Below are 25721 nucleotides of genomic sequence, written 5' to 3'. Positions count from 1 at the left end.
CTCGCGCCACACCGCGATAGCCACCGCCAGGGAAAACAGCAGCCAGAAGTTGGCGGACAGTTCGCTGATCATTGACATGGCAAATCTCCTTTTGCCTACGACTTTCCCGCGCCAGAAATAGTTCGCCCGATTCACGTCTCGCCGCGCAGGCTCGCGGCGGACGCTTCCAGATGGCTCCACAGCCAATCGCTGACCGCCTTGATTCGCCCAGTGTGCCGCAACTCGCGATGGCTGAGCAGCCAGAGCTCGCGGGTCAGCACCGGCTCGCCCAGCCGTTTCAGCCCCGCCGACGCGCCAACCACGCACGGCAGCAGCGCCAGGCCGCAACCGGCCTTGCAGGCCGCCGCCAGGTTGCCCAGCCGGACCCGCGGTGGCCGCCCGCCGAGCAAGCGTTCCAGCCACTGCATTTCCGGCAGATGGCGCAGGCTCTGGTCGTAGCCCAGCCAAGGCTGCTGCGGCCAGGCTTCGGCCGGGCAGTCCCCCAGCGCGACCCCGGCAAAGACCGCATAGCCCACCTCGCCGGCCTTGCGCATGACCAGCGCGCTGTCCCGCTCGGGACGACCCAGGCGCAGGGCCAGGTCGGCCTCCCGGCGGGTAAAGGATAGGTTGCGGTTGTCGCCCACCAGCTCGACGTTCAACAACGGATAGCGGTCGAGCAGATCCGGTAATCGCGCCACCAGCCAGTGGCTGAAGATGAACTCCACCGACGTCAGCCGCACACTGCCCGCCAGGCTGCCCTGCTCGGCCCGCACCTCCTGCAGCAGCTCGCGCATTTCTCCGGCGAGCACCGCCGCCCGGGCCAGGGCGGCCTCGCCGGCGGCGGTCGGCTGGTAGCGCCCACCCTCGCGTACGAACAAGGCGGCGTTCAAGGACGCCTCGGCAGCCGCCAGGCGCCGGCCGACGGTGGTGGCGTCCACCGCCAGTTCACGGGCGGCGCCCGCCAGGCTGCCCTGTCGAGCCAGAGCCAGTAGCAGCGGCACATCGTTCCAGTCGAAGCTCATGGTCACCCTGCATTCTTGCAGTATCGGTCGGCACTGCTGGTCATTCTCACCGCATCCGTGCAGGCACACAATCGCCCTCCCACTCAAACGCAATGGAGTACCACCATGCCTCATGCAGCCAAGAGCCTGTTCCAGCTGAGCGGATCCGCCTATGCCCCGGCCGATCTGTCGAAGGCTACCCTGCTGATCGTCGATGCCCAGGAGGAGTACCGCAGCGGCGAGCTGCCGCTGCCCGGCCTGACTGAGGCCGTCGCGCAGATCCGTCAGTTGCTGGAGCGGGCCCGCGCCCTGGATGTGCCGGTGGTGCACGTGCGCCACCTGGGGATACCCGGGGGTCTGTTCGATCCGGAAGGGCCGCGCGGGCGCATTCTGTCCGAACTGAGCCCGACGCCGGACGAGGCGGTGGTCACCAAGCGCCTGCCTAATTCATTCGCCGGCACCGCACTGCAGACCGTGCTCAGCGAGCTCGGTCGCCGCGAACTGGTGGTCTGCGGCTTCATGAGCCACATGTGCATCAGCAGTACGGTGCGCGCCGCCAAGGACCACGGCTACCGCTGCACGGTGATCGACAGTGCGTGCGCCACACGCGACCTGCCAGGCCTGGAAGGCACCGTCGAGGCGGCGACCGTGCATCGCGTGGCGATGACCGAGCTGGCCGACAACTTCGCCGTGGTGCTGCCAAGCGCCGCCAGCCTGGCGGACTGAGCCGCGAACGCCGGTTCGCCCCCCCAGCGGATCGGCGCCGACTCGCAAAGAGTTGGCCATAGCGGTTCACAACCGCTGGTCAGGAGTGGACAATCGGGCGCAATCATTTTCGCCTCTAGGAGTCCGCGCCATGTCCCAGCCGCAAACCCTGTTCCAACTGAGCGGTCGAGGCCACGCTCCGGCCACCCTGGGTCATGCCACGTTGTTGATCATCGATGCCCAGGAAGAGTACCGCAGCGGCGTGCTGCGCCTGCCGGGGCTGGAGCCCGCCGCGGCGGAAATCGCCACATTGCTGGCCGCGGCCCGCGCCAGTGGCACGCCGGTGGTGCATATCAAGCACCTGGGCATTCCCGATGGCCTGTTCGACCCACGCGGCCCGCGCGGGTATTTCCTCGAAGAGCTGGTACCGCTGCCCGGCGAACCGGTGGTGGAGAAGCGCCTGCCGAACGCCTTCGCCGGGACCGAGCTGCATGAACGACTACAAAGCCTGGGGCATCTCGACCTGATCGTCTGCGGCTTCATGAGCCACTCCAGCGTCAGCAGCACCGTGCGCGCCTGCAAGGACTACGGCTACCGCTGCACCGTGGTCGATCGCGCCTGCGCTACCCGCGACCTGCCCTGTGGCGACGGCGTGATCGCCGCCGCCGACCTGCACCGCATGGAGATGGCGGCTCTGGCGGACAACTTCGCGACCCTGGTCGAGCAGGCCAAGGCCTTCAGCTAGCTTCGCCGCCTGCCTGGAACCGGTGGATCGCGCTCAACGCGGCTATCGTCACAGCCCTGCGACGGCTCGACTGGCAAACTGAACCACCCCCGCCATCCACCGGTCATAGGCCCGTTATCAGATGAGGAGTCGGAATGAAGTTATCCGATGGTTTTGACGCCCGCCGCTTGCGCCCCCGTGGGCCGCAGCTATGGCGCTGGCGCCTGGGCGCGGCGCTGGCGGCGCTGTGCGCCACCCTCGGTGTGCTTCTGAGCATGGGCGGCACCGCCACCCTGCTCGGCCGACCACCGGCGCTGGGCACCCTGAACGATACCCCGGCCGACGCCAGCGTGCTCCTGGTGCTCGGTGTCGTCTCGCTGTGGTTCGGGGTCTACACCTGGCGCATCTGCCGCCGCCGGTTGCGCCGCCCGAAGGGCGACCTGAGCCTGGCGCCCCATCTGCTGAAGAAGCGCAACTGACCCCACGGCGCCGCGATTGAGTAAACTAGCGCCCCTTCGCGGAGGCCCCCATGCACGACGATAAAGACGACGATTTCCTGTTCCGCTCGGCACTGCACGGCGTCAAGCCGCTGCGCCATGACCGAGCGGAAACCGGCAAGCCCAAGCCCGATCGCCAGTTGGTGGCCAAGCGTCGCCAGGCGGCCACCGTGGCCGACAATGCGGTCAGGGTCGATGGCCTGTCCGATCAGTTCGTCATCGATGTCGGCGCCGAGGACGAGCTGTACTGGGCCCGCGACGGCGTCCAGGAAGCCCAGATGCGCAAGCTCAAGGCCGGGCAGGTCGGCTTCGAGGGCAGCATCGACCTGCATGGCATGAGCGTGGAGAAAGCGCGCGACACCCTCTGGGAGTTTCTCGCCGAAGCGGCCAAGTTCGAAGTGCGCTGCGTGCGCATCACCCACGGCAAGGCCGCGCGCCTGGACGGCAAGCGACCGTTGCTCAAGAGCCACGTCAACACCTGGCTGCGCCAGCACCCGCAGGTTCTCGGCTTCGCTTCCTGCCTGCCCAGGCATGGCGGCACCGGCGCCCTCTACGTGCTGCTCAAGCGCACCATGCTGGAAGGCCGCGACGAGTAGAGTCTCACGGGGCGAAACGCGGTGCGTGCGCCTCATGCTCCACGCGCAAGCCGTTCACCACGAACGACACCGCGTGATAGAAACCGACCAACAGCAGGCACTCGATCAACTGATCCTCGCGGAAGTGCCCTCGCAATCGCGCCCAGAGTCCGTCGTCCACATCGGCGGTGGCGTGCAGGGAGTCGGCGAGGCTCAACAGCGCCTGCTCCGCGGCACTCCACAGCGCGGCGTCGAACGGCTGCCGGCAGCTGTCGGCGAGTTGCTCGGTGCTGAAGCCGGCCTTGCCGTTGAAGGCCGCCACGTGCACGCCCCATTCGTATTCCGCGCCGCACAGCGCGGTGCTGCGCAGGATCAACAACTCACGCTCGCGCAAAGAGATGCAGCCGTGATCGAGCAGGCCACCAGCCAGCATGCGCTGCAGAACCCGAGGGTTGTGCGCCATGCTGCGGAACAGCTTCAACGGCGGCACGCCGGGCGGCATGACCTTGTCGAAGGCCGCCTGGATGGCGGGTTCGTAGGGCGGATTCAAGGGTTCTACGCGGGGGCTGTGCATGGTCCGTTCTCCATTCGACTGTTAAGCTACTGAAAACGTAGCAAGCCGACTATAGGCACGCTACTAAAATAGAAGCAAGAGGTGAACTCATGGCTCTACCGATTCCCGGCCAGCCGGTGCGCGGCTCCACCAGCGGCCGGCCGATCATGGCGCTGCTCGACCTGCTCGGTCGGCGCTGGGCGATGCGCGTGCTCTGGGAGCTGTACCAGGCGCCGGCGAACTTTCGCGAATTGCAGAGTCGCTGCGAAGGGCTGTCGCCTTCGGTGCTCAACACCCGGCTGGCGGAATTGCGCGAGGCGCTGCTGATCGAGCATGGCGATGCCGGCTATCGGCTCAGCGAGAGCGGCGCGGACCTCGTACAGCGGTTCGTCCCGCTGGATGCGTGGGCGACGGAATGGGCACAGAAGCTCGCGGCGAAGGACGACGGCTGAGCGGATTTGCCGCGCTCGCTCTTGCCAGCCGCGCGCCCGCGCCCTACCCTCCCGCGCTGATCTTCTCTGTCAGGATTTGAGATGTCCCTGGAACAGCACTACACCGCGATTCTCGGCCAACTCGGCGAGGACACCGCCCGCGAAGGCCTGCTCGATACGCCCAAGCGCGCCGCCAAGGCCATGCAGTACCTCTGCCGCGGCTATCAGCAGAGCCTCGAAGAAATCGTCAACGGCGCCCTGTTCAGCTCCGACAACAGCGAAATGGTGCTGGTCAAGAACATCGAGCTGTATTCCCTGTGCGAACACCACCTGCTGCCGTTCATCGGCAAGGCCCATGTGGCCTACATCCCCAACGGCAAGGTGCTGGGCCTGTCGAAGGTGGCACGCATCGTCGATATGCATGCACGCCGCCTGCAGATCCAGGAGAACCTCAGCCGGCAGATCGCCGAGGCCGTGCAGCAGGTCACCGGGGCCCTCGGTGTGGCGGTGGTCATCGAAGCGCAGCACATGTGCATGATGATGCGCGGCGTTGAAAAGCAGAATTCCTCGATGGTCACCTCGGTGATGCTCGGCGAATTCCGTGAAAACGCCGCCACCCGTAGCGAGTTCCTCAACCTGGTGCGCTGAGCGCGCCTGCCATCAATGCGCCACCCCTGCTCTCCCGGGGCTATGCTCAAATCCTGGCCCTGAGGAGAGAGTTGCCATGCGTGGCTTGTTGCCATTGCTGCTGATGTTTCTGTCCATCTCGTCCTGGTCCGCCCAGGTGGTGGTCCATCCACCCCACGAATCCCCAAGCGACACCCGCTTCAACGACCTGATCGAAATTCTCCAGCTTGCCCTGAGCAAGACCGAGGCGGACTTCGGCCCGTTCCAGCTCCGCGCATCCGCGCATTCAATGCGCGAAGGCCGCTATATCCAGGAGCTGAAGAGCGGGCGTATCGACCTGATCTGGACCTCCACCTCGCTGAAGAAAGAGCGGGAGTTGCTGCCGGTCCGCATACCGCTGCGCAAAGGCTTGCTGGGTTATCGGGTCTGCCTGATCCACCGCGACCGTCAGGCGGACATCGATGGCGTGCGCACACTCGAGGATCTTCGCCGATTCCGCATCGGCCAGGGCTCCGGCTGGGGCGACAGCGCCATCTACCGAGCCAACGGCATTGAGGTCACCACGGCGGGCTACGACAGCCTGTTCAAGATGTTGCAGGCGAAGCGCTTCGACCTGTTCCCCCGCGGCATCGCCGAGGGCTTCGCCGAGTTCGATGCGCGCAACGGCAAGCTCACCGGCCTGAAGGTGGAAAACAACCTGTTGATCCACTACCCGTGGCCGTACTACTTCTTCACCAACAAGGACAATCCCAGGCTGGCCGAGCGCCTGGGCGTCGGCCTCAGGCGCATGATCGCCGACGGCAGCTTCGAGGCGGTCTTCCAGAAGTACAACGGTGCCGCGTTGGCGCGGGCGCGCATCAAGAGCCGGCGGGTGATACGCCTCGACAACCCATTGCTGCCGCCGGAAACCCCGCTCGACGACGCCAGCCTGTGGTACGACCCGCTGAATTAGCGGCTACGACCGTCCACCTGCACCACCGGCAGCGCGGCCAGGTCCACGCCCTCCAGGCAGCGCACGTTCACCGCAGCCATCGCCCCGCTCTTTTCGACCCCCTCGCCGAAGGGCGCGCAGCCACAGGTGGGGCAGAAATGGTGCTGGATCTGCATGGTATTGAAGCGATAGGTCGCCAGGTCCGACTCCGCCGTCGCCAGGCGCAGTTGCCCGCGCGGTACGAACCAGAGCAGATAGCCGCGCTTGCTGCACAACGAGCAATTGCATTCCAGCACTCGCTCGATGTCGCCCTCGACCTCGAAGGCGATCCGCCCGCAATGACATCCCCCTTGATAAATCATGGCCTGCTCCCGAGTCGTCCAAAGCCAACACTATAGAACGGCCCGACGACGCTGCCTTGCCCGCCATATGTCGATTGCGCCGCCACGGCCAGCTCGTCGGCTTGCAGGGCACCGGGACTGGTCGATACTTCCAGCAGACACCAACGACACCCACAAGGAGAACCCCGTGGCCAGATCCTGGTTGAAAAGCAAATGGCTGCTCGCGCTGCTCGCCGTCGCCGGCAGCCTGACCTGGGCAGACGAACCCGTCGTGATCGATGTCGACATCGAGAACCCGCCCTTCATGTACGCCAAGAACGGACAAGCCAAGGGCATCTATCCGGAGCTGGTGAGAGAAGCCTTTTCCCGCATGAACGTACCCGTCACCCTCGCCGCTCGGCCCTGGAAGCGGGTGATCGAGGAAATTGACCAGGGCGAAGCGGGCGTCGCGGGCATCTATTCCAGCGAAGAACGCCGGCAGAAGTACGACTACAGCGACGTGATCATGGTGGAAAACATCGCGGTGTACTTTCACCAGGACAACCCGGTGGACTACCAGGACATGAACAGCCTGAGCGGCAAACGGGTCGGCACCATTCGCGGTTGGCTGTATACCGACGAGTTCAGCGAAGCGGGCAAGGCCGGCAAGCTGACAGTCGACGAAGTGAGCGGCGACGAGAAGAACTTCGAGAAGCTGGCGGCCAAGCGCGTCGACGCCGTACTGGCCATCGAACAGTCCGGCAACGCCCTGCTCGCCACCGGGCGCTTCCCCGGCGTGCAAATGAACGCCAAGTACCTGTCGTCCGCCGAGTCCTACCTGGCGTTCAACAAGTCCGCCAACCGCAAGGAGCTGTTGAGCAGGTTCAACGACGCTATCGCGCAGATGAAGGCCGATGGCAGCTTCGATCGCATCGTCGCCGAAGCCGCCAACCACTGAAGCACGCCCGCCGCCGAGGTCAGGCGGCGGCGCTGGATTGTGCCTCGCGCACGACCTCGGCCAGCCGCCGGAGCCCCTCGCCCAGGCGCTCCGGCGCCACGTGGCTGAAGTTCAGCCGCAAATGGCCCAGGTTCTGGTCCGGCTGGATGAAGAACGGCTCGCCCGGCATGAAGGCGACGTCGCGCTCCAGGGCCGGCTTGAGCAGGCTGCGGGTATCCAGCGGCTGCTTGAGGGTCAGCCAGAAGAACAGCCCGCCCTCGGGGACCTGCCAGTCGGCCAGGTCGCCGAAGTGCTGCTCCAGCGCTTGCTGCATGCCGTCCCGGCGTACCCGGTAGAAGTCCCGCAACTCCGCCATGTGCCGCCGGTACTGTTCGCTGCCGATCCACTGCGCGGCCTGCCACTGGCCGATGCGATTGGTATGCAGGTCGGCCGACTGCTTCAACCGCAGCAGATGCGGGAAAAGGTCCGGCGTGGCGATCAGGTAGCCGACCCGCAGGCCCGGCAGCAGCGTCTTGGAAACGGTGCCGGTGTAGATCCAACTGGCCTTGCGCAGACGGCTGACGATGGGCGTGGCGCTACCGCCGTCGAACACCAGCTCGCGGTAGGGTTCATCCTCGATCAGGGTCACGCCGAACTCGTCGAGCACGGCGGCCACCGCATCGCGCTTGGCCTCGCTGTAGCGCGTCCCGGAGGGATTCTGGAAGGTCGGGATCAGATAGGCGAAGGCCGGCTTGTGCCGCTCCAGGCGTTGGCGCAGGGCGCCCAGTTCGGGACCGTCGGCCTCCTGGGGCACGCCGATGCAATCGGCGCCGAACAGCTGGAAGGCCTGGAGCGCCGCCAGGTAGGTCGGCGCCTCCAGCAGCACCTCGGTGCCCGGGTCGATGAACAGCTTGGCGGCCAGATCCAGGGCCTGCTGCGAGCCGCTGACGATCAGCACCTGACTGGCCTCGCAGGGCACGCCCAGAGCGCGCGCTTCGGCGGCAACGGCTTCACGCAACGCCGGCTCACCCTCGCTCATGCCGTACTGGCCGAGGCTGGCCGGCAACTCGCTCCAGTCCAGCGTCGGCAGCATCGGCTCGGCCGGCAACCCGCCGGCGAAGGACATGACCTCTGGACGCTGGGCCGCGGCAAGGATTTCACGGATCAAGGAGCTTTTCAGGCGGGTGATGCGTTCGGAGAAGGCCATGGGAAGTCACCGGCTGCGCAGGCAGCGAAATTGAGTCAAACTGGTTGACCGAAACTACGCTGCCACCGGTAAGTACGTCAATATGCTTGACCTTAAAAACCCAACCGTTCAGCAACAGGCCATGGAAGCCTTCTTCTACGGCTACCAGGCCTTCACCGCCAAGGCCGACGAAATGCTCGCCCGCCGGGGCCTGGGGCGCGTTCACCATCGCATCCTGTTCTTCGTGGCCCGCTATCCCGGCTTGAGCGTGACCGAACTGCTGGCCACCCTGGGGGTGAGCAAGCAGGCGCTGAACACGCCGCTGCGGCAACTGGTGGAAATGCATCTGGTGCAGAGCGAAGCGGCACAAAGCGACAAGCGCAAGCGCCTGCTGGAGCTGACCGCGGAAGGCGCGAAGCTGGAACAGGCCCTGCGCCGGGAACAGGCCAGGCTACTGCAACGGGCCTTCGGCGAGACTGGGCAGGACGCCGTGGAGGGCTGGCTGGCGATGAACCAGGCCCTGGGGCAGATACGCAAACCGGGCGGCGAATGAGCCAGGGCGCGAAGGCCGCTCCGGAGGCACGCCCTAAGCCTTGCCGCCCAACTCCTCGGCACCCTTGAAGAACACCAGCATGATGGCGATGCTGGCGGCCAGCAACGGCAGAACCGCGAGCATCATCAGAATGCCGCTGGCCATCAGCCCGCCGCCGACGATATCCAGCCAGGCCAGCACGCTCAGCGCGGGGTAGGAATGCCGCATGCGCAACAAGGCAATGCCCAGCCAGAGAATGGCCACGCCATTGAGCGCCAGCACAGCGAAATAGCTGAACAACTCCCATCCCAGGTGCCCCATCTGCTCATCGGTGAGCAGGAAACCGGCAACAGCCCCGGCAAGATAGAACAGAACCGACAGCCATACCGGCCAACCCAGCTTGCGGGCGGCGAAGCGCGCTTCGAGGAAGCCTTTCAGGCGCACCAGCAGGTAGCAATCCAGCAGCGTCGTGGCCATGAGCAGCCAACGGTCGTAGTCTGCCAGCCGCGAATCCTCGACGATGCCACCCAGCACAATCAGTACCAGGCTCATCACGGTGCCGATGGCCGCCGCCAGGCTCAGCCAGCCCAGCAGACGCAACTGTCCGGCCGACCAGCCTGGCAATTCGGCGGGGACCCGCTCGTCGGTCAGCGTCACCTGGGGTGCCGCATAGGGGTTTTGTTCCATAAGCGCCCTCTCCTGGGAAAATTACAGCGGCGCACAGTACCTAGCAGTACAGTGCCTGGCCAGCCCAAACTGTACGGCCGATCGCTGGAATCGCTGTATCGCGACGTCGAATGGCAGCAAGCATAGGCTGTATCCCTTGCCTGGGAGCCCGTCCGATGAGCCTGGAACTGCTGGTCGCCTTTATCGCCTTCGCGTTCGTCACCTCGGTCACGCCGGGGCCGAACAACATGATGCTGCTCGCCTCCGGAGTGAACTTCGGCTTGCGTCGCAGCGTGCCACACATGCTCGGCATCAGCCTCGGCTTCATGGTGCTGGTGGTGGCGGTGGGCCTGGGCCTCGGACAACTGTTCGAGCGCTTTCCGCCGCTGTACACCGCATTGCGCTACCTGGGGGCGGCCTATCTGCTCTACCTCGCCTGGAAGATCGCCCGCTCCGGCGCGCCGGAGGCCAATGGCGCCAGCCACGGCAAACCATTCAGCTTCCTGCAGGCGGCGGCCTTCCAGTGGGTCAACCCCAAGGCCTGGGTGATGGCCATCGGCGCCATCACCACCTACACGCCGCAGGAAAACTTCGCCGTCAACGTGCTGCTGATCGCCGCGCTGTTCGCCCTGGTGAACTGCCCCAGCGTCGGCCTGTGGACGGTCGCCGGCAGCCTGCTGCGCCGCTGGCTGGAACAGCCGCGCATCCTGCGCATCTTCAACGTCGGCATGGCGCTGTTGCTGGTAGCCTCGCTGTACCCGATCTTCATGACCGTCCAGGAAGTCCCATGACCGAAGAAGCCCTGCAGCCCCGCCTGCGCCCGCTGGCGGACAGTTCCCCCTCGGCCCTGGTGGCCGGGTTCGTCGCCATGCTCACCGGCTACACCAGTTCGCTGGTGCTGATGTTCCAGGCCGGACAGGCCGCCGGCTTGAGCAGCGCGCAGATTTCCTCCTGGCTCTGGGCGCTGTCGATCGGCATGGCGATCTGCACCATCGGCCTGTCGCTGCGTTACCGGGCCCCCATCGTGGTGGCCTGGTCGACACCCGGCGCGGCGCTGCTGATCAGCACCCTACCCGGCGTCGACTACGCCGATGCCATCGGCGCCTTCGTGGTCTGCGCAGCACTGCTGGCGCTGGTCGGGCTGACCGGCAACTTCGAGCGGCTGATGCGCCGCCTACCCGGCTCACTGGCCGCTGCGCTGCTGGCGGGCGTGCTGTTCAAGATCGGGAGCGAGATCTTCATCGCCGCCGAACAGCAGACTGTGTTGGCGGTGGCGATGTTCTTCAGCTATCTGCTGGGTAAGCGACTGCTGCCGCGCTACGCGGTGCTCGCCGCCCTGCTGGTAGGCGGCGTGTCGGCCGGGGTGCTCGGCCTGCTCAATTTCAGCGCCTTCGAGGTACGTCTGGCGATGCCGGTCTGGACCACTCCGAGCTTTTCCCTGAACGCGGCGGTCAGCATCGGTATCCCGCTGTTCGTGGTGGCCATGGCCTCGCAGAACATCCCCGGCATCGCCGTGCTGCGGGCCGACGGTTACCAGGTACCCGCCTCGCCGCTGCTGGCAGTGACCGGCGTTGCCTCGCTGCTGCTGGCGCCGTTCGGTTCCCACGGCATCAACCTTGCCGCCATCAGCGCAGCCATCTGCACCGGTGCCGAGGCCCACGAGGACCCGCGCAAGCGCTACACCGCAGCGCTCTGGTGTGGGTTGTTCTACGCCATCGCGGGGATTTTCGCGGCGACCCTGGCGGCGCTGTTCGCCGCCCTGCCGAGCACCCTGGTGCTGTCCATCGCTGCCCTGGCGCTGTTCGGTTCCATCGGCAACGGCCTGAGCAACGCCATGCAGGAACCCAGGGAGCGCGAAGCGGCGCTGGTGACCTTCATGATCACCGCCTCGGGCATGACCCTGGCGGGTATCGGCTCGGCCTTCTGGGGCCTGATCGGCGGGGTCCTGACCCTGCTGGTGCTCAACTGGCGCAAGGCGGGCTGAACGGCCCGCGGCACCTGTCTGCGTGCCTACAGGCGGAAGTGCCCCACCATGCCCTGCAGCTCATCGCTCAACTTCGCCAACTCGATACTGGAAGCGGCGGTGCCTTCCATCGCCGTCGCCGACTGATCGGTGCTGGCGCGAATATTGGTGATGCTGCGGTTGATTTCCTCGGCCACCGAGCTTTGCTCTTCCGCCGCCGCGGCGATCTGCTGGTTCATCTGGTGGATTACCGATACCGCGGCAGCGATGCTGCCCAGCGCACTCTCGGTCTGCAGCGCATCGCTCACGGTCAGCTTGACCAGCTCGCTGCTGGATTGAATCTGCGTTACCGAGGTCTGCGCGCCTTGCTGTAGCGCGACGATCAGCCGCTCGATCTCGGCAGTGGACTGCTGGGTACGCTTGGCCAACGCCCGCACCTCATCGGCGACAACGGCAAAACCGCGCCCCTGCTCGCCGGCTCGGGCCGCTTCGATGGCGGCATTGAGCGCCAGCAGGTTGGTCTGCTCGGCGACGCTCTTGATCACGTCCAGCACCGAACCGATGTTCTGCACCTCGTTGCTGAGGTTCTGGATGCTCTGGCTGGCGGCACTGGCAGCGTCGGCCAACTGCTCGATGCGCTCCATGCTCTGCTTGACCACCTGCTGGCCGTTGACCACCTTGCTGTCGGCGGATTCGGCAGCCACCGCCGCCTCCTCGGCGTTGCGCGCCACATCATGCACGGTGGCGGCCATCTCGTTCATCGCGGTGGCGACCTGCTCGGTCTCTTCCTTCTGGCTGCTGACCCCGGCATTGGTGCGCTCGGTCACCGCCGAGAGGGTCTTGGCCGAACCGGCGATCTGGTCGATGCCGGACTGCAAGCCGCGGACGATGCTGCTGAGGCCGGCGGACATCTGCTGCATGGCACTCATCAGTTGGCCGATCTCATCGCTGCCGCGTACCTCGATCTTCGCCGAGAGATCGCCCTCGGCGATGCGGTTGGCCACCCGGATCACGCTGCGCAGCGGGCGCACGGTGATGCGGGTAATGAGCATTGCCGCCGCCAGGCCGACCAGCAGCGCCAACACCGAGGACGCGAGAATCAGCCCGGCGTTGGCCTTCAGGTCCGCCTGCATGGCGCTGTCCTGCTCGGCATAGGACTCGTCGACCCGCTGCACCACCTGCTCCGCGCGGCTGCGCATCTGCGCATAGACCTGGCGCTCCTTGCCCAGCAGGTCGGTGTACTCGGCCAGCTTGGCGTTGAACACGCTGATATGGTTACCGACTTCGTTGAGCACCGAGCGATAGCCGGGGTCCTGGATGCTCGCCTTGAGCTTCTCGGCCTGGGCCAGCGCCTCGTCGGCCTCCTTGATGCGGGTCGACGCTGCTTCTTCTTCGCCAGACTTGCGGCTCTTGTCTAGACGTGCCTGGGCTTCGTTCATCGCTTGCAGCATCAGCCGCGAAACCTGGCTGATCTGGTTCGCCTGCTCGATGAACTCGGCACCCACCTGGCCGCCGGAGTCCTTCATTTCATACAGCCCGTCGTCGATCAGGCCGGCCTGCAGCAAGTCCATGTTATTGGACACGCTCTGTACCGACCAACTGGCGGTTTCCAGCGCCAGGTCCTTGGCCAGGGCCAGTTCGACGAACTTGTCGAAGGATTCGCGATAGGCCGCAACCGCCTGCTCCACCTCCTCCATCGCCGCGCGGGTGGCGCTGGACTGCTCCTTCAGTTCGGCGGTCAGCCCAAGTATTGCCTCGACGCCGGCACGCAGCGCTTCCACCGACTTGGCATCGCCGGTCAAGGAAAATGCCTGCTCCTGCAGGCGCACGCGCAATACCGAACGATTGATCGAGGACATCTTGTTGAGCCCGTCGAAACGCTGGCTGATTGCCTGCAAGGAACTGATCCCGATCGCCGCCACCACCCCGGTGAGCAGCAGCACCAGACCAAAGCCAATGCCCAGCTTCTTTGCCATCCCCATGCTGGCAAGACCACGTTGCAAGGCCGACATCATCGCTATCCCCTATCCAATGCAGAGCGGCGCCACGGAACGCCGCGAGACTCATTGCAGACATGCCCTGAAACCGTAACCGGCACAAGGCTCGATGCCGCGATTCAGAGTCATCTGCTATATCGAAGTCGTTTTTAGACATAGTAGCTGTCGGCCGAAGCGACAACGACTTGAGCAGGAAACGGCTCAGGCGGGAATGCCCAGCGGGATGGGGCCACAACGGGAGAAGGGAGGAACCGGAGTGCGGCGCGGGCCACACGGCGGGCTGGACGCCCGGACCATGGCCCAGGCGCGACACGCGGCAAGGCGCCTGATCAGGCGCCTTGCCGCATCGTCAGATGGCCGTCGCCCCGCCGTCCACCGCCAGCGCATGACCGGTGGTGAAACCGGCGCCGTCGCAGCAGAGGTACAGCACCGCAGTGGCGATTTCCTCGACCTTGCCGATGCGCCCGACCGGGTGCATGGCGGCGGCGAACTCGCCCTTCTTCGGGTCGGACTCGTAGGCACGGCGGAACATGTCGGTATCGATCACCGCCGGACACACGGCATTGACGCGGATTTTCTTCTTCGCGTACTCGATGGCGGCGGACTTGGTCAGGCCAATCACCGCATGCTTGGAGGCGGCGTAGATGCTCATCTTCGGCGCCGCGCCGAGGCCGGCCACCGAAGCGGTGTTGACGATGGCACCAGCACCCTGCGCCAGCATCAGCGGGATCTGGTGCTTCATGCACAGCCACACGCCCTTGACGTTGACGCCGATGATGGCGTCGAACTCGGCCTCGCTGCCCTCGGCCAGCTTGCCCTTCTCGATCTCGATGCCGGCGTTGTTGAAGGCGTAGTCCAGGCGCCCGTAGGTCGCCACGGTGGCTTCCATCAGCGCCTTGACCTCGGCGTCCCGGGTCACGTCGCAGCGCACGAAGGTGGCGTCGCCGCCAGCGGCACGGATCAGCTCGACGGTACCCTCGCCGCCGCCGACATCGACGTCGGACACCATCACCTTGAGTCCCTCGGCGGCGAAGGCCAGGGCCGTGGCGCGGCCGATACCGGCGGCACCGCCGGTAACCAGGGCAACCTGGCCGGAAAAGGTCATGCTCATCTGTGCATCCTCGAAATGGAAATGTAGAAACCGAACCAGTCTAGTCAGACCGATGGCTGTCGCGGCAGCACTATTGAGCGCTCGGTTGGAGTCTTATCCATGAAAATGATTCAGCAACCGATAGCTCGATCACTCACATGGATGAAGCCCCATTTGGCATCCAGGGCAAACTTGCCCAAACCTGGACATCGAACTATCAACAAAGCTCATTCCAACAGCGAGTAATGTCATGACCAGCCAGACCAACCGCCAGTTCCTGCTCGCCCAGCGCCCCAGCGGCGCCATCGACCAGCACACTTTCAGGCTGGTGGAAACCCCGGTAGCCGAACCGGGCGCCGGGCAAATCCTGGTGGAAAGCCATTACCTGTCCCTCGACCCGGCCATGCGCGGCTGGCTCAACGATGCCAAGTCCTATATCCCGCCGGTGCAGATCGGCGAAGTGATGCGGGCCATCGGCGTAGGCAAGGTAGTCGCCTCGCAGAATCCCGCGTTCGCCCCCGGCGACTTCGTCAGCGGGTTGGTCGGCATCCAGGATTACTACCTGGGCGACGGCAAGGGCTTCCACAAGGTCGACCCGAACCTGGCGCCGCTGCCGCTGTACCTCTCGGCGCTGGGCATGACCGGTATGACCGCCTATTTCGCTCTGCTCGACGTGGGCGAGCCCAAGGCCGGAGAAACCGTGGTGATTTCCGGCGCGGCCGGTGCGGTGGGCAGCGTGGCCGGGCAGATCGCCAAGCTCAAGGGCTGCCGAGTGGTGGGTATCGCCGGGGGTGCCGATAAATGCCGCTTCCTGGTCGACGAGCTGGGTTTCGACGGTGCCATCGACTACAAGAACGAGGACGTGCGTGCCGGCCTCAAGCGCGAATGCCCCAACGGCGTGGACGTGTACTTCGACAACGTCGGCGGCGACATCCTCGACACCGTGCTCTCGCGCATCAACCTCAAGGCCCGCGTGGTCATCTGCGGCGCCATCAGCCAGTACAACAACAAGGAGGCGGTGAAAGGCCCGGCCAACTACATGTCGCTACTGGTCAACCGCGCCCGCATGGAAGGCATGGTGGTCTTCGACTATGCCGCGCGCTTCCCCGAGGCGATCAAGGACATTTCCGGCTGGCTGGCCAGCGGGCAGCTGAAGAGCAAGGAAGATATCGTCGAGGGTCTAGAGACCTTCCCCACCACATTGCTCAAGCTGTTCTCCGGGGAAAACTTCGGCAAGCTGGTGCTGAAGGTGCGCTGAACACCAGTTGGACCAGGCGCCGGGAGATTCAGGCTTGCGCCCCGGCGCCAAAAAATCGGCCTGAATGGCGCCCGGCGACTCAGCCGAACAGAAAGTTCAGTCGTTCGTCGCTTTTCGCCGGAGTGATTTCAAGGATTTCCGCGCTCACGATGTTTTCCGCGACAAACGGATCATCGCCGACTCGACGCTGCAGATCGGCCAGCGAGGTGTTGTGCGCCAGGATTCCACCCCCCGAATTTGACTGAAGACTTCCAACCAGCAGAAACACACCTTCTTCGAAGCCCCGCGCGATCCAGTTCTTATGCCCCTCCATGAACTGGCTGGCCTGGCTTTTATTGTCTGAAAACCGCAGAAGGACGATAAACATGGGCTTCATTCTCCTTTTTGTGGATGGACGGCGGATTCGATCGCGACGGCCTCAAGCCAGTCGCAGAGTTGCCTGACCTCTTGCCGGATGAATTTCTCGTCATGAAAGGCATTCGCCAGCGTGGCGACGCCCTGGCTACGTGCGAGAAGGTGCATCGCCAGCTCATCGGCATCGGCTTCGCGGCCGAGCAGTGTGAATTGCCGGCACAGCCAGACACGAAATAACGTGAACAGCCTGTTTGCCTCGGCTTGCGCGGCATGGTTCAACTTCGCCAGTTCCGTGCAAAGCGTTCCGACCGGACAACCGTGCTGTTTTATCTTGGTCCGGTTGGCGATGAGGATGTGGATGAATTTGCGAATACGTTCCTCGGGTCGCCGGCCTTCACTTTCCCATTGATCCAACATCGCCTGAGTGGTGTGCAGGCGCATCTGGATTACCGCATCCAGAATTTCGTCCTTGGTTTTGAAGTGGTAGTAGAAATTGCCACGAGATATGCGCACGGCATCGGCAATGTGGGAAAACGAGGTGTGTTCGTAACCTTGGCGATAAAACAGTTGATCGGCCGCTTCAACGATTTGATCGCGGGTCGTGGCGCCACTCATGAGCAATCTCTCCCGACTACCGAATGATTAGGACATCCATCCTAGACGGCAAGCAAAATAGGACAGCCATCCTAATGCGTCAAGGCACGGGACTCGGCAGATCTTCTGCGCTTATGCGCGCTCGGCATTACCGGTGGTGCAGCGCCATGCGCGCGCCCAATCCGGGCGCACTGCTGGGGACTCGACCGCATGACGGCCACTGCGGCCACACCGCGGAGGGGCAAGGGGCCGACAGGTTGCCGGGATACCGCCAGCAGGTACCGAGCGCGTCGACGCGCCGTCACTCGGCGCGCTGGTTCAGCCCAGCTCAGCCACTACCGACGCCAACGCCTCGGCCGGGTTGGCGGCCTGGCTGATCGGGCGGCCGATCACCAGATAGTCGGAGCCGGCGTCCAGCGCCTGGCGCGGGGTGAGGATGCGGCGCTGGTCGTCCTGCGCGCTGCCGGCCGGACGAATGCCAGGGGTGACCAGTTGCAACGCCGGCTGCGCAGCCTTCAGCGCCACGGCTTCCTGCGCCGAACAGACCAGGCCGTCCATGCCCGCTTCGGCGGCCAAGCCGGCCAGGCGCAACACCTGCTGCTGCGGTTCGATATCCAGGCCGATGCCGGCCAGGTCGCTGCGCTCCATGCTGGTCAGCACGGTCACGCCGATCAGCAACGGCTTGGGTCCGGCGAGCCGATCGAGGGTTTCACGGCAGGCCGCCATCATGCGCAGGCCGCCGGAGCAATGCACGTTGACCATCCACACACCCATCTCGGCGGCCGCCTTGACCGCCATCGCGGTGGTATTGGGAATGTCGTGGAACTTCAGGTCGAGAAATACCTCGAAGCCCAACCCGTGCAATGCCTCGACGATCCCCGGTCCGCAGCGGGTGAACAGTTCCTTGCCGACCTTGACCCGGCACTGCGTGGGATCGAGTTGTGCGGCCAGGGCCAGCGCGGCTTCGCGGGAAGGAAAGTCGAGGGCGACGATGATCGGGGTCTGGCAGGACATGGCGGGCTCTCAGGCGGGACGAAAACGCCGCGCATTGTAGCGCAATGCCCGGCACGGCTGGCGGGTCAGGGTAAATCGGTTACGCCGTGCTTATTGGCCAGCTGTCGATAGCGACCATTGTCGATCAGTCGCGCCAGCTCATCGTTGAACTTCTCGATCAGCTCGGCGCCGCCGGGATAGCGCCTGGAAATCAGCAGGTACTCCCGCACTGTGTAGATCGGCTCGCCGAGCATTCGGTAATTTCGCCGGCTGCCGGCCGCCTGCTCGATCAGGCGCCAGCCGGCGTCCTCGTTGAGGAAGATGGCATCGGCGCGCCGGTTTTCCATCATGCGCACGCAGCTGTCCATTTCACGCACGGTTATCAGTTCGATCTGTTGCTGATTCAGCGCCTCCTGTATAGGCGGGAATACGTTGTAGCCCAGCGCCGAACACAATCGCAGCCCCTTCAGGTCCTGCGGGGCACCTTCGCTCAGCGGTGCCGCCACATGGGCGAAGAGATAAACCGGGTTGCTGTGCAGCGACGCCGAGTAGAGCATTTCCCGGGCTCGCTCGGCACTGAAGCTATAGGGATAGGTGGCGCTGAACCTGCCTTCGCGGGTGGACTGATAGCCGCGCTTCCATGGCAGATAGGAGACACTGACCGGATAACCCAATTGATAAAAGATGCTGGTGACCAGCTCGGTGAGCATGCCGCCGTTGGGTAGGTTCTCACCGCTATAAGGTGCGAACTCACCGGTCACCAGCCGGACTTCTTCAGCCTCAGCCACATTCCTCATGCCCGCCATCAGCAGGACAATCATCCCCAACGCCCATTCGAGCTTGCGCAGCGCCATCGCCGACTGTCCTTTCAAGCAAACCACATTGGATGGTTCCAACCACGCCGCACGCCAACAAGACGATTCCGTACCGCACCGGCGCACTCGTAAAGGTCTAGCCTAGCGACAAGGCAGTTGCCAGCAACCCGAAGTGACACTGCCGAGAAGACTGGCACGCGTAGACCTCGTTCGGTACCGGGCGTAAGGTGGACCCGTTGATTCCCACGGAGACTGTCCATGCCCTGGTACGCCTGGCTCATACTGATCCTCGCCCTCGGCTCCATCCTAGGCAGCCTGCTGTTGCTGCGCGATACCGCGAAGAAGCTGCCGCTGAGCGAGGAACAACTCGAACGCATCAAGCAGCGCAATGCCGAACAGGATGCCAAGGACGCTCAGGAGCGCTAGCCTTTGCGCCGCACTGGCGTTGGCCGGTTGCGCCCGGCTGCCGCCGGCACCGGTGCAGGAGTGCGACGCCCTGTTCGCCGCCCGCGATGCCGCCACCCGCGCCACGGCCGACGCGCAATATCGTGCCCTGCCGGCGTTTCCCGGCTTGCGCAGCGACCGCCTGCTGGCCAGCCTCGGGCCAACTGCCCGCACGGCGCCACAGCGGCGCCTTTGGCTGAGCTACCTGGCAGAACGGGACGCCGAGGCCAGCGCCATCGAACTGGGCAATCTGCCCTCGATCGAGCGATTGCACTGGCAGGACCGCCAGCAAGCTCTGCAGGCGTGCCGCGACGCCCAGGTGGAGCGGCTGACGGCAGACCCGCAGGCCTTCCAGCGAGCGCTGGCCGATGCCCAGGTACCGGACGACTACCGGGGCTGGGCACGCATCCTCGGCCTCTATCCCTTGTCCACGCCCTTCTATCGCCGCGCCATCGCCGCCTGGCGGGACGAAGCGGCGATGGCACCGGACGACCGCCCGACCTGGCTGGCCTACCAGCCCCTGATCCGGCAAAGCGCCTTCGGCAGGCCCCTGACAGCCGATGCCCTCGGCCTGCCGCAGCCCGACGCCGAGCAGCGCGCCGCCCTGTTCGCCCGGCATGCGCCCTGGTTGCGGGTCGAACAGGCCAGTCGCGCCGACCGGCTGGGCCGCCCCGACATGCGCCAGTACCGCCGCCGCGGGTTCGACAACGTCGCGCCGCAGCTCTATCGGCAAATGGGCTGGAGCCGCCTGCAGGGTCGCTGGCACCTGCAGTTGATCTACCAGTTCTGGTTCGCCGAACGCCCCGCGAAGCGCCCCCTGGACCTCTATGCCGGCGAGCTGGACGGGCTGATCTGGCGGGTCACGCTGGATGACCAGGGGCAAGCGCTGCTCTACGACAGCATCCACCCGTGCGGCTGCTGGCATGCCTTCTACCTTCCCCGGGAATCCCCTCTGCGCTTCCAGCAGCCGGAAGGCGAGGAAGAGCGCCGGGAGACTCGACTGGCCATCGATGGCAGCACGGCCGCAACCCTCTGGCTGAGCGCCGGCGACCATCAGATTCGCTGGGTCGACCAACGCCGCCCAGGCTATCCCGCCGTCGCCTACCAGCAGGCCGATCTGGATGAGCTGCGCCGGCTCCCCACTGCCGAGGGCAGCCGCAGCCTATATAGCACCGACGGCCTGGTGCCCGGCAGCGAGCGACTGGAGCGCTGGCTGCTGTGGCCATCCGGGGTGATCTCCCCGGGCGCCATGCGTCAGTGGGGCCACCACGCCACCGCCTTCATCGGCCGCGCCCATTTCGACGACCCTGCCTTGCTGGAGCGCTATTTCACGACATCGACACCGCGATAGACCGACCGGCTGAGCCTCACCCGGCTGTGACGAAGTCGAGCATTCTGCCGCCTCGCTGCCGCGTCCCGCGTCATCCCGGTAAACTGCGCGCCCTCATCCGGAGGCGCGATGCCGATCACTTTTCGTTTTTGTCTACCGGCCTTAATGCTGGTCTGCGGTTTCTTTTCGGTGTTCATCCAACCGCTCGGCGTGCTGCTCGGCACGCTGTATATCGCCCTGCTGCTGTATGGGCGGGACTACCTGCCGCGTCTGCTCTGGTGGCTGCTCAGCCTCGCGGCCAGTATCGCCCTGGCGGCCCACCTGCTGCCGGGCTTCCAACCCTGGACGCTGCTGCCGCCGCGCCAACTCAGCGCCGACGCGCCGGCCTATGGGTTGCGCCTGTCCTGGGACAAGCTGCTGGTAGGCCTTACATTGCTGGCCTGGTGGCTGGGCCAGCCCCGCGATGAGGCTCCGCGGCCGTACCGGGCCGGCCTGGCGGTACTGGCGACCTTGCTGGCCGTGCCCGCGACCGCCCTGGCCCTTGGCCTGGTGGGCTGGCAGCCGAAATGGCCGCCGGAGCTGCCGCTATGGCTGGCGGTGAACCTGGGGGTGACGGCCCTGGCGGAAGAACTGCTGTTTCGTGCCTGGCTACAGCGCAGCCTGGTGGCCCGCCTGGGTCCATGGCCGGGCGTGTTGCTCACCGCGCTGCTGTTCGGAGCGGTGCACGTGCCCTTCAGCCCGCTGTTCGGCTTGGTCGCGGCAGTCGCCGGACTGGGGTATGGCCTGGCCTTCCACTACAGCGGACGGCTGAGCGTTGCCGTGGCGCTGCACGGCGCGGTCAATCTTCTGCACCTGCTACTACTGAGTTATCCGCTGCGGCTGGTATGACGTCGATCCGATAGGGAGTGAAGATGGCCGCCAGCGTGCCGTTCGCCCGCAAGCGCTCCATCAGCGCGCGAAAGCGCTCGGCGCTGATCGGTGCCTGCGGCCGCAGCAACGCATGGTGGTGGTAGATCTGATCGATGCGATCGGATATCAGCAGCTTGCCGCGGTATTCGGGATGTTCGCGGAGAAAGACCCCCAGGTAGGAACGACTGACCAGGGCGACATCGATGCGCTTGCGCAGGACCATCAGCAGGTTGCTGTCATGGGAATAGGTCAGCTTGGCGTTGAACTCGCGCGTCAGGAATTCCGGGTCCGCATTGAAGCCGGCGAAGTCGTAGTGATAGCCGTGATAAAGCCCCAGGCGCTTGCCTTCGAGCACATCGAAGTAGCTCTGGTCGCGTAGCTGCTCGGCGCGGGCGACGAAAATCTCGGCGTCCTCCAGACCCATGTCGACTGCCTGGTGGGCAATGTCCTGCCAGCCCCACTCGGGGTTTTCGAACACCGCCATGTCGATGCGACCCTGCTCGAAATCGCGAAATCGTCGTGGCACGGCGGTGGGCAGCATGATGAAGCGATAGTCGGTCTGCAGCGCATTGAGCGCCTTGATCAGCTCCGGCAGCAGACCTGTGGCCACCGAGGTTTCTGGCTTGATCACATAGGGAGGGAAATGCGCTCCGCCGATATGCACCACCTGCTCGGCGGTCGCCTGCCCGCCAAAACCGATACAGCCGACCAACAGCGCGCCCCTCAGGATCCCGAGCGAAAACCGCATCAACGCCCCCTCACACGGTAACTGGGCTGGAAAAAGCCAGCCTAACGCAAGCTCTGCTGACAGCCTAGACGCACTCAGGGGGTGCTGCTGGAAAGATCGTAGCGGGCCAGCAACCGCTGCAGGCTGCCGTTGTCGCGCAGCAGTTGCATCGAGGCGGCGAACTCCTCCTTGCCCAGCGGCCCATGCGGGCGCAGCAGCGCCTGGTGATGATAGGCCTGGTCGATGCGCTCGGACACCAGCAGGTCAGTGCTTTCCTTGGGGTGGCGCTGGCGGTAGAGGTGAAGGTACGAGCGCGTGATCACCGCGATGTCCGCCCGTCCGCGCAACAGCATCAGCAGATTGCTGTCGTGGGAATAGGTGAGCACGGCGTTGAATTCGCGACTGAGATAGTCCTGGTCGGCATTGAAGCCGGCAAAACCGTAGTGGTATCCGTTATAGAGCGCCAAGCGCTTGCCCTTGAGCTGATCGAAGTAGTCCTGCCCTCGCCCCGGCTCGGCGCGCGCGACATACACCTCGGCGTCGTCGATCTGCAGGTCGAGGGCCTCCACCGCGATATCCTGCCAGCCCCAGCTGGGCGACTCGAACAGGATCACATCGAAACGGCCCTGCTCGAAGTCGCGATAGCGCCGGGTAACCGAGGTGGCGGTCAGCTCGAAGCGATAGTCGCTCTGGACCTGGTTCAGGGCAGCAAGAAGCTCGGGCAGCAGGCCGCCGGCATCGGGGTTTTCCGGCTTCATCACATAGGGAGGAAAATGATACGCACCGACCCTCACCCGCTGCTGGGCTTCGGCGGGAAGTACACTCAAAACTCCGAGCGCAATCAGCAGATATCTGAATACAACGCGCAAGCTGTCTACCTCGACACAGGGCACCCTCGGGAAACGGCGTTACCTGCACATCCGTGTGTCGGAGCCAGACTTACGGCTCAAAGGCCCTTATAGCCTAGACCATCCGGCTCAAACTTCCTTGATCACCAGCGAGAGTGCTTCCTCGGCCAGCTGATCGAGCGTCATCGGCCCCTCTGGGCGGAACCAGGTGGTGCTCCAGGACAGCGCTCCGGTGAGGAAACGCCGCAGGATGAACGGATCGGACTTGAAGTAGCCGGCCGCCCTGGCCTCGCCCAGCACCTCCAGCCAGAGCTGCTCATAAATGTCGCGGAGCTCGAGGATGTACTTCTGCCCTTCGTCGGAAAGCGAGCGCCACTCATAGACCAACACCGCCATGGCTTCGCCGGTGCCGCCCATGATCGATTGCAGCTCGCAGCGGATCAGCGCCAGCACCCGCTCGCGCAGGCTATGGGCGTCGGCCAGCGCGGCCCGCATCATCGCGGTGTTGTAGAGAATGGTTTCTTCCATCACCGACCGCAGGATTTCATCCTTGCTTTTGAAGTGGTGGAAGATGCTGCCGGACTGGATGCCCACCGCACTGGCCAAGTCGCGCACCGTGGTGCGCTCATAGCCCTTGCTGCGAAACAGGTGCGCGGCAGTCTGCAACAGCTTGCCCCGCGCGCTGTCCGGATCGGTGACCTGCCCGGCGGCCACCAATTGCTGCATCACGGCCTGGGCTTGCTGCTCGTCCACGCTGGTCGTTCCCCGCTTTTTCAATTACGTCTGCTTCTCGATTGTGACGCCAAGTGCTTGTCGCTGCTGGCGAATTTATGCCTCACGAGCCGACCAAGCAAGCGCTTGGCCCAGAAAGTCTCGCCAGGGCTTTTCAACCAAGCGCTTGCTTGGTAATGTTCCGGCATCGAACAGGACGGCGGACACCCATGAGCAAGCTCCTACGCATCGGCTGCGCTTCGGCCTTCTGGGGCGACACCTCCACCGCCGCGGCGCAACTGGTCCGCCACGGTGCCCTGGATTACCTGGTCTTCGACTACCTGGCGGAAATCACCCTGTCCATCATGGCCGGCGCCCGCCTGAAACAGCCGGACGCCGGCTATGCCACCGACTTCGTCGAGGTGCTCGCTCCCTTGCTGGAGGAGCTGAAGCAGCGCAAGGTCCGTGTCATCAGCAATGCCGGCGGGGTTAACCCACAGGCCTGTGCCGCTGCCCTCGCCGCCGCCTGCGAGAAGGCCGGCGTGGATCTGAAGATCGCCGTGCTGCACGGCGATGATCTGCTGCCTCAGCGCGCGGAGCTGGCCAAGGCCGGCATCAGCGAGATGTTCGACGGCACGCCGCTGCCGCCGATGTGCGTGTCCATCAACGCCTACCTCGGCGCGCCCGGCATCGTCGCCGCACTGGAGACCGGCGCGGACATCGTCATCACCGGCCGGGTGGTGGACAGCGCAGTGGTCAGCGCCGCCCTGGTCCACGAATTCGGCTGGGCCTGGAACGACTACGACAAGCTGGCCCAGGCCGCGCTGGCCGGCCACCTGATCGAATGCGGCGCCCAGTGCACCGGCGGCAACTTCACCGACTGGGAAGCGGTACCGGACTACGAGCACATCGGCTTTCCCATCGTCGAAGTGGCGGCCGATGGCGGCTTCACCGTCAGCAAGCCCGAAGGCACCGGCGGGCTGGTCACGCCGTTCAGCGTCGGCGAACAGCTGCTCTACGAGATCGGCGACCCGCGTGCCTACCTGCTGCCGGACGTGACCTGCGACTTCAGCCAGGTAAGCCTTGAACAGGCCGGCGACAACCGCGTCGCCGTGCGCGGCGCCAGGGGCCTGCCGCCCACCGACCGATACAAGGTCAGCGCCACCTACCCGGATGGCTTTCGCTGCACCGCTACCTGTCTGTTGGCGGGCATCGATGCGGTGAAGAAAGCCGACCGGGTCGGCCGTGCCATTCTCGCCAAGACCGAAGAACTGTTCGCCGCCCGCGGCTGGGGACCCTACCGGGAAACCAGCATCGAACTGCTCGGCAGCGAGGCGACCTACGGCCCGCATGGCGAACGCCGCGACACCCGCGAAGTGGTGATCAAGCTGGCGGTGAGCCATGCGCGCAAGGAGGCGCTGGTGCTGTTCTCGCGCGAGATCGCCCAGGCCGCCACCGGCATGGCGCCGGGGCTGACCGGGCTGGTCGGGGGTCGCCCTACGGTCTACCCGGTCATTCGTCTGTTTTCATTCCTGATCGACAAATCCGCCTGCACCCTGGAAGTCGAAGCGAGCGGTGAGCGCCGGCCGCTAGCCCTGCCCACGCCCGCCACGCTGCACAGCGCCGACCTGCCGCTGGCCTGCGACCCGCCCAAGCCGCAAGGCCAGGCCGACGTCAGCGTTCCGCTGATCAAACTGGCGGTGGCGCGCTCCGGCGACAAGGGCAACCACAGCAACATCGGCGTCATGGCGCGCAAGCCGGACTACCTGCCGTGGATCGCCGAGGCGCTGACCAACGATGCGCTGGTGGACTGGTTCGGCCATGTGCTCGACCCGCAGACCGGCCGCGTCAGCCGCTGGTACCTGCCGGGCAGCCACAGCCTCAACTTCCTGCTGGAGAACAGCCTGGGCGGCGGTGGCGTCGCCAGCCTGCGCATCGACCCGCAGGGCAAGGCCTTCGCCCAGCAGTTGCTGGAATTCCCGGTGCCGGTGCCCAGGGCGCTGGCAGAGACACTCTAGGCACGC

30 protein-coding genes are annotated in these 25721 nt (G+C 65.2%); 16 read left to right on the top strand and 14 right to left on the bottom strand.

Features of this window, described 5'->3' with window-relative positions; all coding sequences use genetic code 11:
• Positions 1-131: 131 nt before the first annotated feature.
• The gene (locus ACWKV7_RS08830) at positions 132-1001 is read right to left on the bottom strand and encodes a LysR substrate-binding domain-containing protein (protein ID WP_483857290.1); all 870 of its coding nucleotides are present in this window, start codon (positions 999-1001) and stop codon (positions 132-134) included.
• Positions 1002-1106: 105 nt separating this feature from the next.
• Here ACWKV7_RS08830 and ACWKV7_RS08825 point away from each other — a divergent pair, with 105 nt between their 5' ends.
• From ACWKV7_RS08825 to ACWKV7_RS08810, 4 genes are all read left to right on the top strand, one after another.
• Positions 1107-1706, top strand: a complete 600-nt coding sequence (locus ACWKV7_RS08825; RefSeq protein WP_483857289.1) for a cysteine hydrolase family protein — start codon at positions 1107-1109, stop codon at positions 1704-1706.
• Positions 1707-1836: 130 nt separating this feature from the next.
• Positions 1837-2430 carry a cysteine hydrolase family protein gene (locus tag ACWKV7_RS08820; RefSeq protein ID WP_483857288.1) on the top strand — a complete coding sequence of 198 codons (594 nt, stop codon included), beginning with the start codon at positions 1837-1839 and terminating at the stop codon, positions 2428-2430.
• A 134-nt stretch (positions 2431-2564) separates the two neighbouring features.
• Positions 2565-2888 (top strand): hypothetical protein, encoded by a 324-nt coding sequence (locus ACWKV7_RS08815; RefSeq protein ID WP_483857287.1) that lies wholly within the window; start codon positions 2565-2567, stop codon positions 2886-2888.
• A 50-nt stretch (positions 2889-2938) separates the two neighbouring features.
• Positions 2939-3502: a Smr/MutS family protein gene (locus ACWKV7_RS08810; protein ID WP_483857286.1), complete on the top strand. Its 564-nt coding sequence runs from the start codon at positions 2939-2941 to the stop codon at positions 3500-3502.
• Between the two features lie 4 nt (positions 3503-3506).
• Here the strand turns inward: ACWKV7_RS08810 and ACWKV7_RS08805 are convergent, their stop codons facing one another.
• On the bottom strand, positions 3507-4055 hold the full coding sequence (locus ACWKV7_RS08805) for a carboxymuconolactone decarboxylase family protein (RefSeq protein ID WP_483857285.1): 549 nt from the start codon (positions 4053-4055) through the stop codon (positions 3507-3509).
• A gap of 89 nt (positions 4056-4144) precedes the next feature.
• On the opposite strand from ACWKV7_RS08805, the gene ACWKV7_RS08800 reads away from it, so the two are divergent.
• The 3 genes from ACWKV7_RS08800 to ACWKV7_RS08790 all read left to right on the top strand — a co-directional run bounded on the left by ACWKV7_RS08800 (position 4145) and on the right by ACWKV7_RS08790 (position 6044).
• A complete protein-coding gene (locus ACWKV7_RS08800; RefSeq protein ID WP_483857284.1) occupies positions 4145-4486 on the top strand; it encodes a winged helix-turn-helix transcriptional regulator in 342 nt (113 codons plus the stop codon).
• A gap of 81 nt (positions 4487-4567) precedes the next feature.
• A complete protein-coding gene (gene folE, locus ACWKV7_RS08795; RefSeq protein WP_483857283.1) occupies positions 4568-5113 on the top strand; it encodes a GTP cyclohydrolase I FolE in 546 nt (181 codons plus the stop codon).
• A gap of 76 nt (positions 5114-5189) precedes the next feature.
• Entirely contained in the window at positions 5190-6044 is an 855-nt protein-coding gene (locus tag ACWKV7_RS08790; protein WP_483857282.1) for a substrate-binding periplasmic protein, read from the top strand.
• Here the strand turns inward: ACWKV7_RS08790 and ACWKV7_RS08785 are convergent.
• Positions 6041-6385: a GFA family protein gene (locus ACWKV7_RS08785; RefSeq protein WP_483857281.1), complete on the bottom strand. Its 345-nt coding sequence runs from the start codon at positions 6383-6385 to the stop codon at positions 6041-6043. The genes ACWKV7_RS08790 and ACWKV7_RS08785 overlap by 4 nt on opposite strands.
• 166 nt (positions 6386-6551) lie before the next feature.
• Here ACWKV7_RS08785 and ACWKV7_RS08780 point away from each other — a divergent pair, with 166 nt between their 5' ends.
• The gene (locus ACWKV7_RS08780; RefSeq protein ID WP_483857280.1) at positions 6552-7301 is read left to right on the top strand and encodes a substrate-binding periplasmic protein; all 750 of its coding nucleotides are present in this window, start codon (positions 6552-6554) and stop codon (positions 7299-7301) included.
• Positions 7302-7320: 19 nt separating this feature from the next.
• Here ACWKV7_RS08780 and ACWKV7_RS08775 read toward each other — a convergent pair whose 3' ends face one another.
• A complete protein-coding gene (locus tag ACWKV7_RS08775) occupies positions 7321-8487 on the bottom strand; it encodes an aminotransferase-like domain-containing protein (RefSeq protein ID WP_483857279.1) in 1167 nt (388 codons plus the stop codon).
• Between the two features lie 82 nt (positions 8488-8569).
• Between ACWKV7_RS08775 and ACWKV7_RS08770 the strand changes: the two genes are divergently transcribed.
• Positions 8570-9019, top strand: a complete 450-nt coding sequence (locus tag ACWKV7_RS08770; RefSeq protein ID WP_483857278.1) for a MarR family winged helix-turn-helix transcriptional regulator — start codon at positions 8570-8572, stop codon at positions 9017-9019.
• A 33-nt stretch (positions 9020-9052) separates the two neighbouring features.
• Here ACWKV7_RS08770 and ACWKV7_RS08765 read toward each other — a convergent pair whose 3' ends face one another.
• Positions 9053-9685 (bottom strand): hypothetical protein, encoded by a 633-nt coding sequence (locus ACWKV7_RS08765; protein WP_483857277.1) that lies wholly within the window; start codon positions 9683-9685, stop codon positions 9053-9055.
• Positions 9686-9840: 155 nt separating this feature from the next.
• On the opposite strand from ACWKV7_RS08765, the gene ACWKV7_RS08760 reads away from it, so the two are divergent.
• Together ACWKV7_RS08760 and ACWKV7_RS08755 are read left to right on the top strand one after the other, a co-directional pair.
• The gene (locus ACWKV7_RS08760; protein WP_483857276.1) at positions 9841-10455 is read left to right on the top strand and encodes a LysE family translocator; all 615 of its coding nucleotides are present in this window, start codon (positions 9841-9843) and stop codon (positions 10453-10455) included.
• Positions 10452-11648 carry a benzoate/H(+) symporter BenE family transporter gene (locus ACWKV7_RS08755; protein WP_483857275.1) on the top strand — a complete coding sequence of 399 codons (1197 nt, stop codon included), beginning with the start codon at positions 10452-10454 and terminating at the stop codon, positions 11646-11648. Before ACWKV7_RS08760 ends, ACWKV7_RS08755 begins: the two co-directional genes overlap by 4 nt.
• A 26-nt stretch (positions 11649-11674) precedes the next feature.
• Here the strand turns inward: ACWKV7_RS08755 and ACWKV7_RS23730 are convergent, their stop codons facing one another.
• Both ACWKV7_RS23730 and ACWKV7_RS08740 read right to left on the bottom strand, forming a co-directional pair.
• Positions 11675-13642 (bottom strand): HAMP domain-containing methyl-accepting chemotaxis protein, encoded by a 1968-nt coding sequence (locus ACWKV7_RS23730; protein WP_487249205.1) that lies wholly within the window; start codon positions 13640-13642, stop codon positions 11675-11677.
• 331 nt (positions 13643-13973) lie between these two features.
• Positions 13974-14735 (bottom strand): SDR family oxidoreductase, encoded by a 762-nt coding sequence (locus ACWKV7_RS08740; protein ID WP_483857274.1) that lies wholly within the window; start codon positions 14733-14735, stop codon positions 13974-13976.
• A gap of 229 nt (positions 14736-14964) precedes the next feature.
• On the opposite strand from ACWKV7_RS08740, the gene ACWKV7_RS08735 reads away from it, so the two are divergent.
• Positions 14965-15972, top strand: coding sequence for an NADP-dependent oxidoreductase (locus tag ACWKV7_RS08735; protein WP_483857273.1), 1008 nt, complete (start codon positions 14965-14967; stop codon positions 15970-15972).
• A gap of 79 nt (positions 15973-16051) precedes the next feature.
• Here the strand turns inward: ACWKV7_RS08735 and ACWKV7_RS08730 are convergent, their stop codons facing one another.
• From ACWKV7_RS08730 to ACWKV7_RS08715, 4 genes are all read right to left on the bottom strand, one after another.
• Entirely contained in the window at positions 16052-16339 is a 288-nt protein-coding gene (locus ACWKV7_RS08730; protein WP_483857272.1) for a YciI family protein, read from the bottom strand.
• Between the two features lie 5 nt (positions 16340-16344).
• The gene (locus ACWKV7_RS08725) at positions 16345-16941 is read right to left on the bottom strand and encodes a TetR/AcrR family transcriptional regulator (RefSeq protein WP_483857271.1); all 597 of its coding nucleotides are present in this window, start codon (positions 16939-16941) and stop codon (positions 16345-16347) included.
• Between the two features lie 297 nt (positions 16942-17238).
• Positions 17239-17934, bottom strand: coding sequence for an orotidine-5'-phosphate decarboxylase (gene pyrF, locus ACWKV7_RS08720; RefSeq protein ID WP_483857270.1), 696 nt, complete (start codon positions 17932-17934; stop codon positions 17239-17241).
• A 65-nt stretch (positions 17935-17999) separates the two neighbouring features.
• Positions 18000-18767: a substrate-binding periplasmic protein gene (locus ACWKV7_RS08715; protein ID WP_483857269.1), complete on the bottom strand. Its 768-nt coding sequence runs from the start codon at positions 18765-18767 to the stop codon at positions 18000-18002.
• A gap of 219 nt (positions 18768-18986) precedes the next feature.
• Here ACWKV7_RS08715 and ACWKV7_RS08710 point away from each other — a divergent pair, with 219 nt between their 5' ends.
• The 3 genes from ACWKV7_RS08710 to ACWKV7_RS08700 all read left to right on the top strand — a co-directional run bounded on the left by ACWKV7_RS08710 (position 18987) and on the right by ACWKV7_RS08700 (position 21390).
• Positions 18987-19154, top strand: a complete 168-nt coding sequence (locus ACWKV7_RS08710; RefSeq protein ID WP_483857268.1) for a DUF2897 family protein — start codon at positions 18987-18989, stop codon at positions 19152-19154.
• 19 nt (positions 19155-19173) lie between these two features.
• Positions 19174-20523 (top strand): hypothetical protein, encoded by a 1350-nt coding sequence (locus ACWKV7_RS08705; RefSeq protein ID WP_483857267.1) that lies wholly within the window; start codon positions 19174-19176, stop codon positions 20521-20523.
• Between the two features lie 108 nt (positions 20524-20631).
• Complete coding sequence (locus ACWKV7_RS08700) at positions 20632-21390, top strand: lysostaphin resistance A-like protein (RefSeq protein WP_483857266.1); 759 nt, start codon at positions 20632-20634, stop codon at positions 21388-21390.
• Here ACWKV7_RS08700 and ACWKV7_RS08695 read toward each other — a convergent pair.
• From ACWKV7_RS08695 to ACWKV7_RS08685, 3 genes are all read right to left on the bottom strand, one after another.
• Positions 21341-22159 (bottom strand): substrate-binding periplasmic protein, encoded by an 819-nt coding sequence (locus ACWKV7_RS08695; protein WP_483857265.1) that lies wholly within the window; start codon positions 22157-22159, stop codon positions 21341-21343. The genes ACWKV7_RS08700 and ACWKV7_RS08695 overlap by 50 nt on opposite strands.
• Before the next feature lie 74 nt (positions 22160-22233).
• Complete coding sequence (locus tag ACWKV7_RS08690) at positions 22234-22965, bottom strand: substrate-binding periplasmic protein (RefSeq protein WP_483857264.1); 732 nt, start codon at positions 22963-22965, stop codon at positions 22234-22236.
• 150 nt (positions 22966-23115) lie between these two features.
• Positions 23116-23739, bottom strand: coding sequence for a TetR/AcrR family transcriptional regulator (locus ACWKV7_RS08685; protein ID WP_483857263.1), 624 nt, complete (start codon positions 23737-23739; stop codon positions 23116-23118).
• Between the two features lie 188 nt (positions 23740-23927).
• Between ACWKV7_RS08685 and ACWKV7_RS08680 the strand changes: the two genes are divergently transcribed.
• Positions 23928-25715, top strand: coding sequence for an acyclic terpene utilization AtuA family protein (locus tag ACWKV7_RS08680; protein ID WP_483857262.1), 1788 nt, complete (start codon positions 23928-23930; stop codon positions 25713-25715).
• Positions 25716-25721: the final 6 nt, after the last annotated feature.

The sequence above is a fragment of the Zestomonas ipomoeae genome (assembly GCF_057128665.1).
The sequence above is the reverse complement of the archived record's forward strand: the minus strand, read 5'-3'. Positions and strand labels throughout refer to the sequence as shown.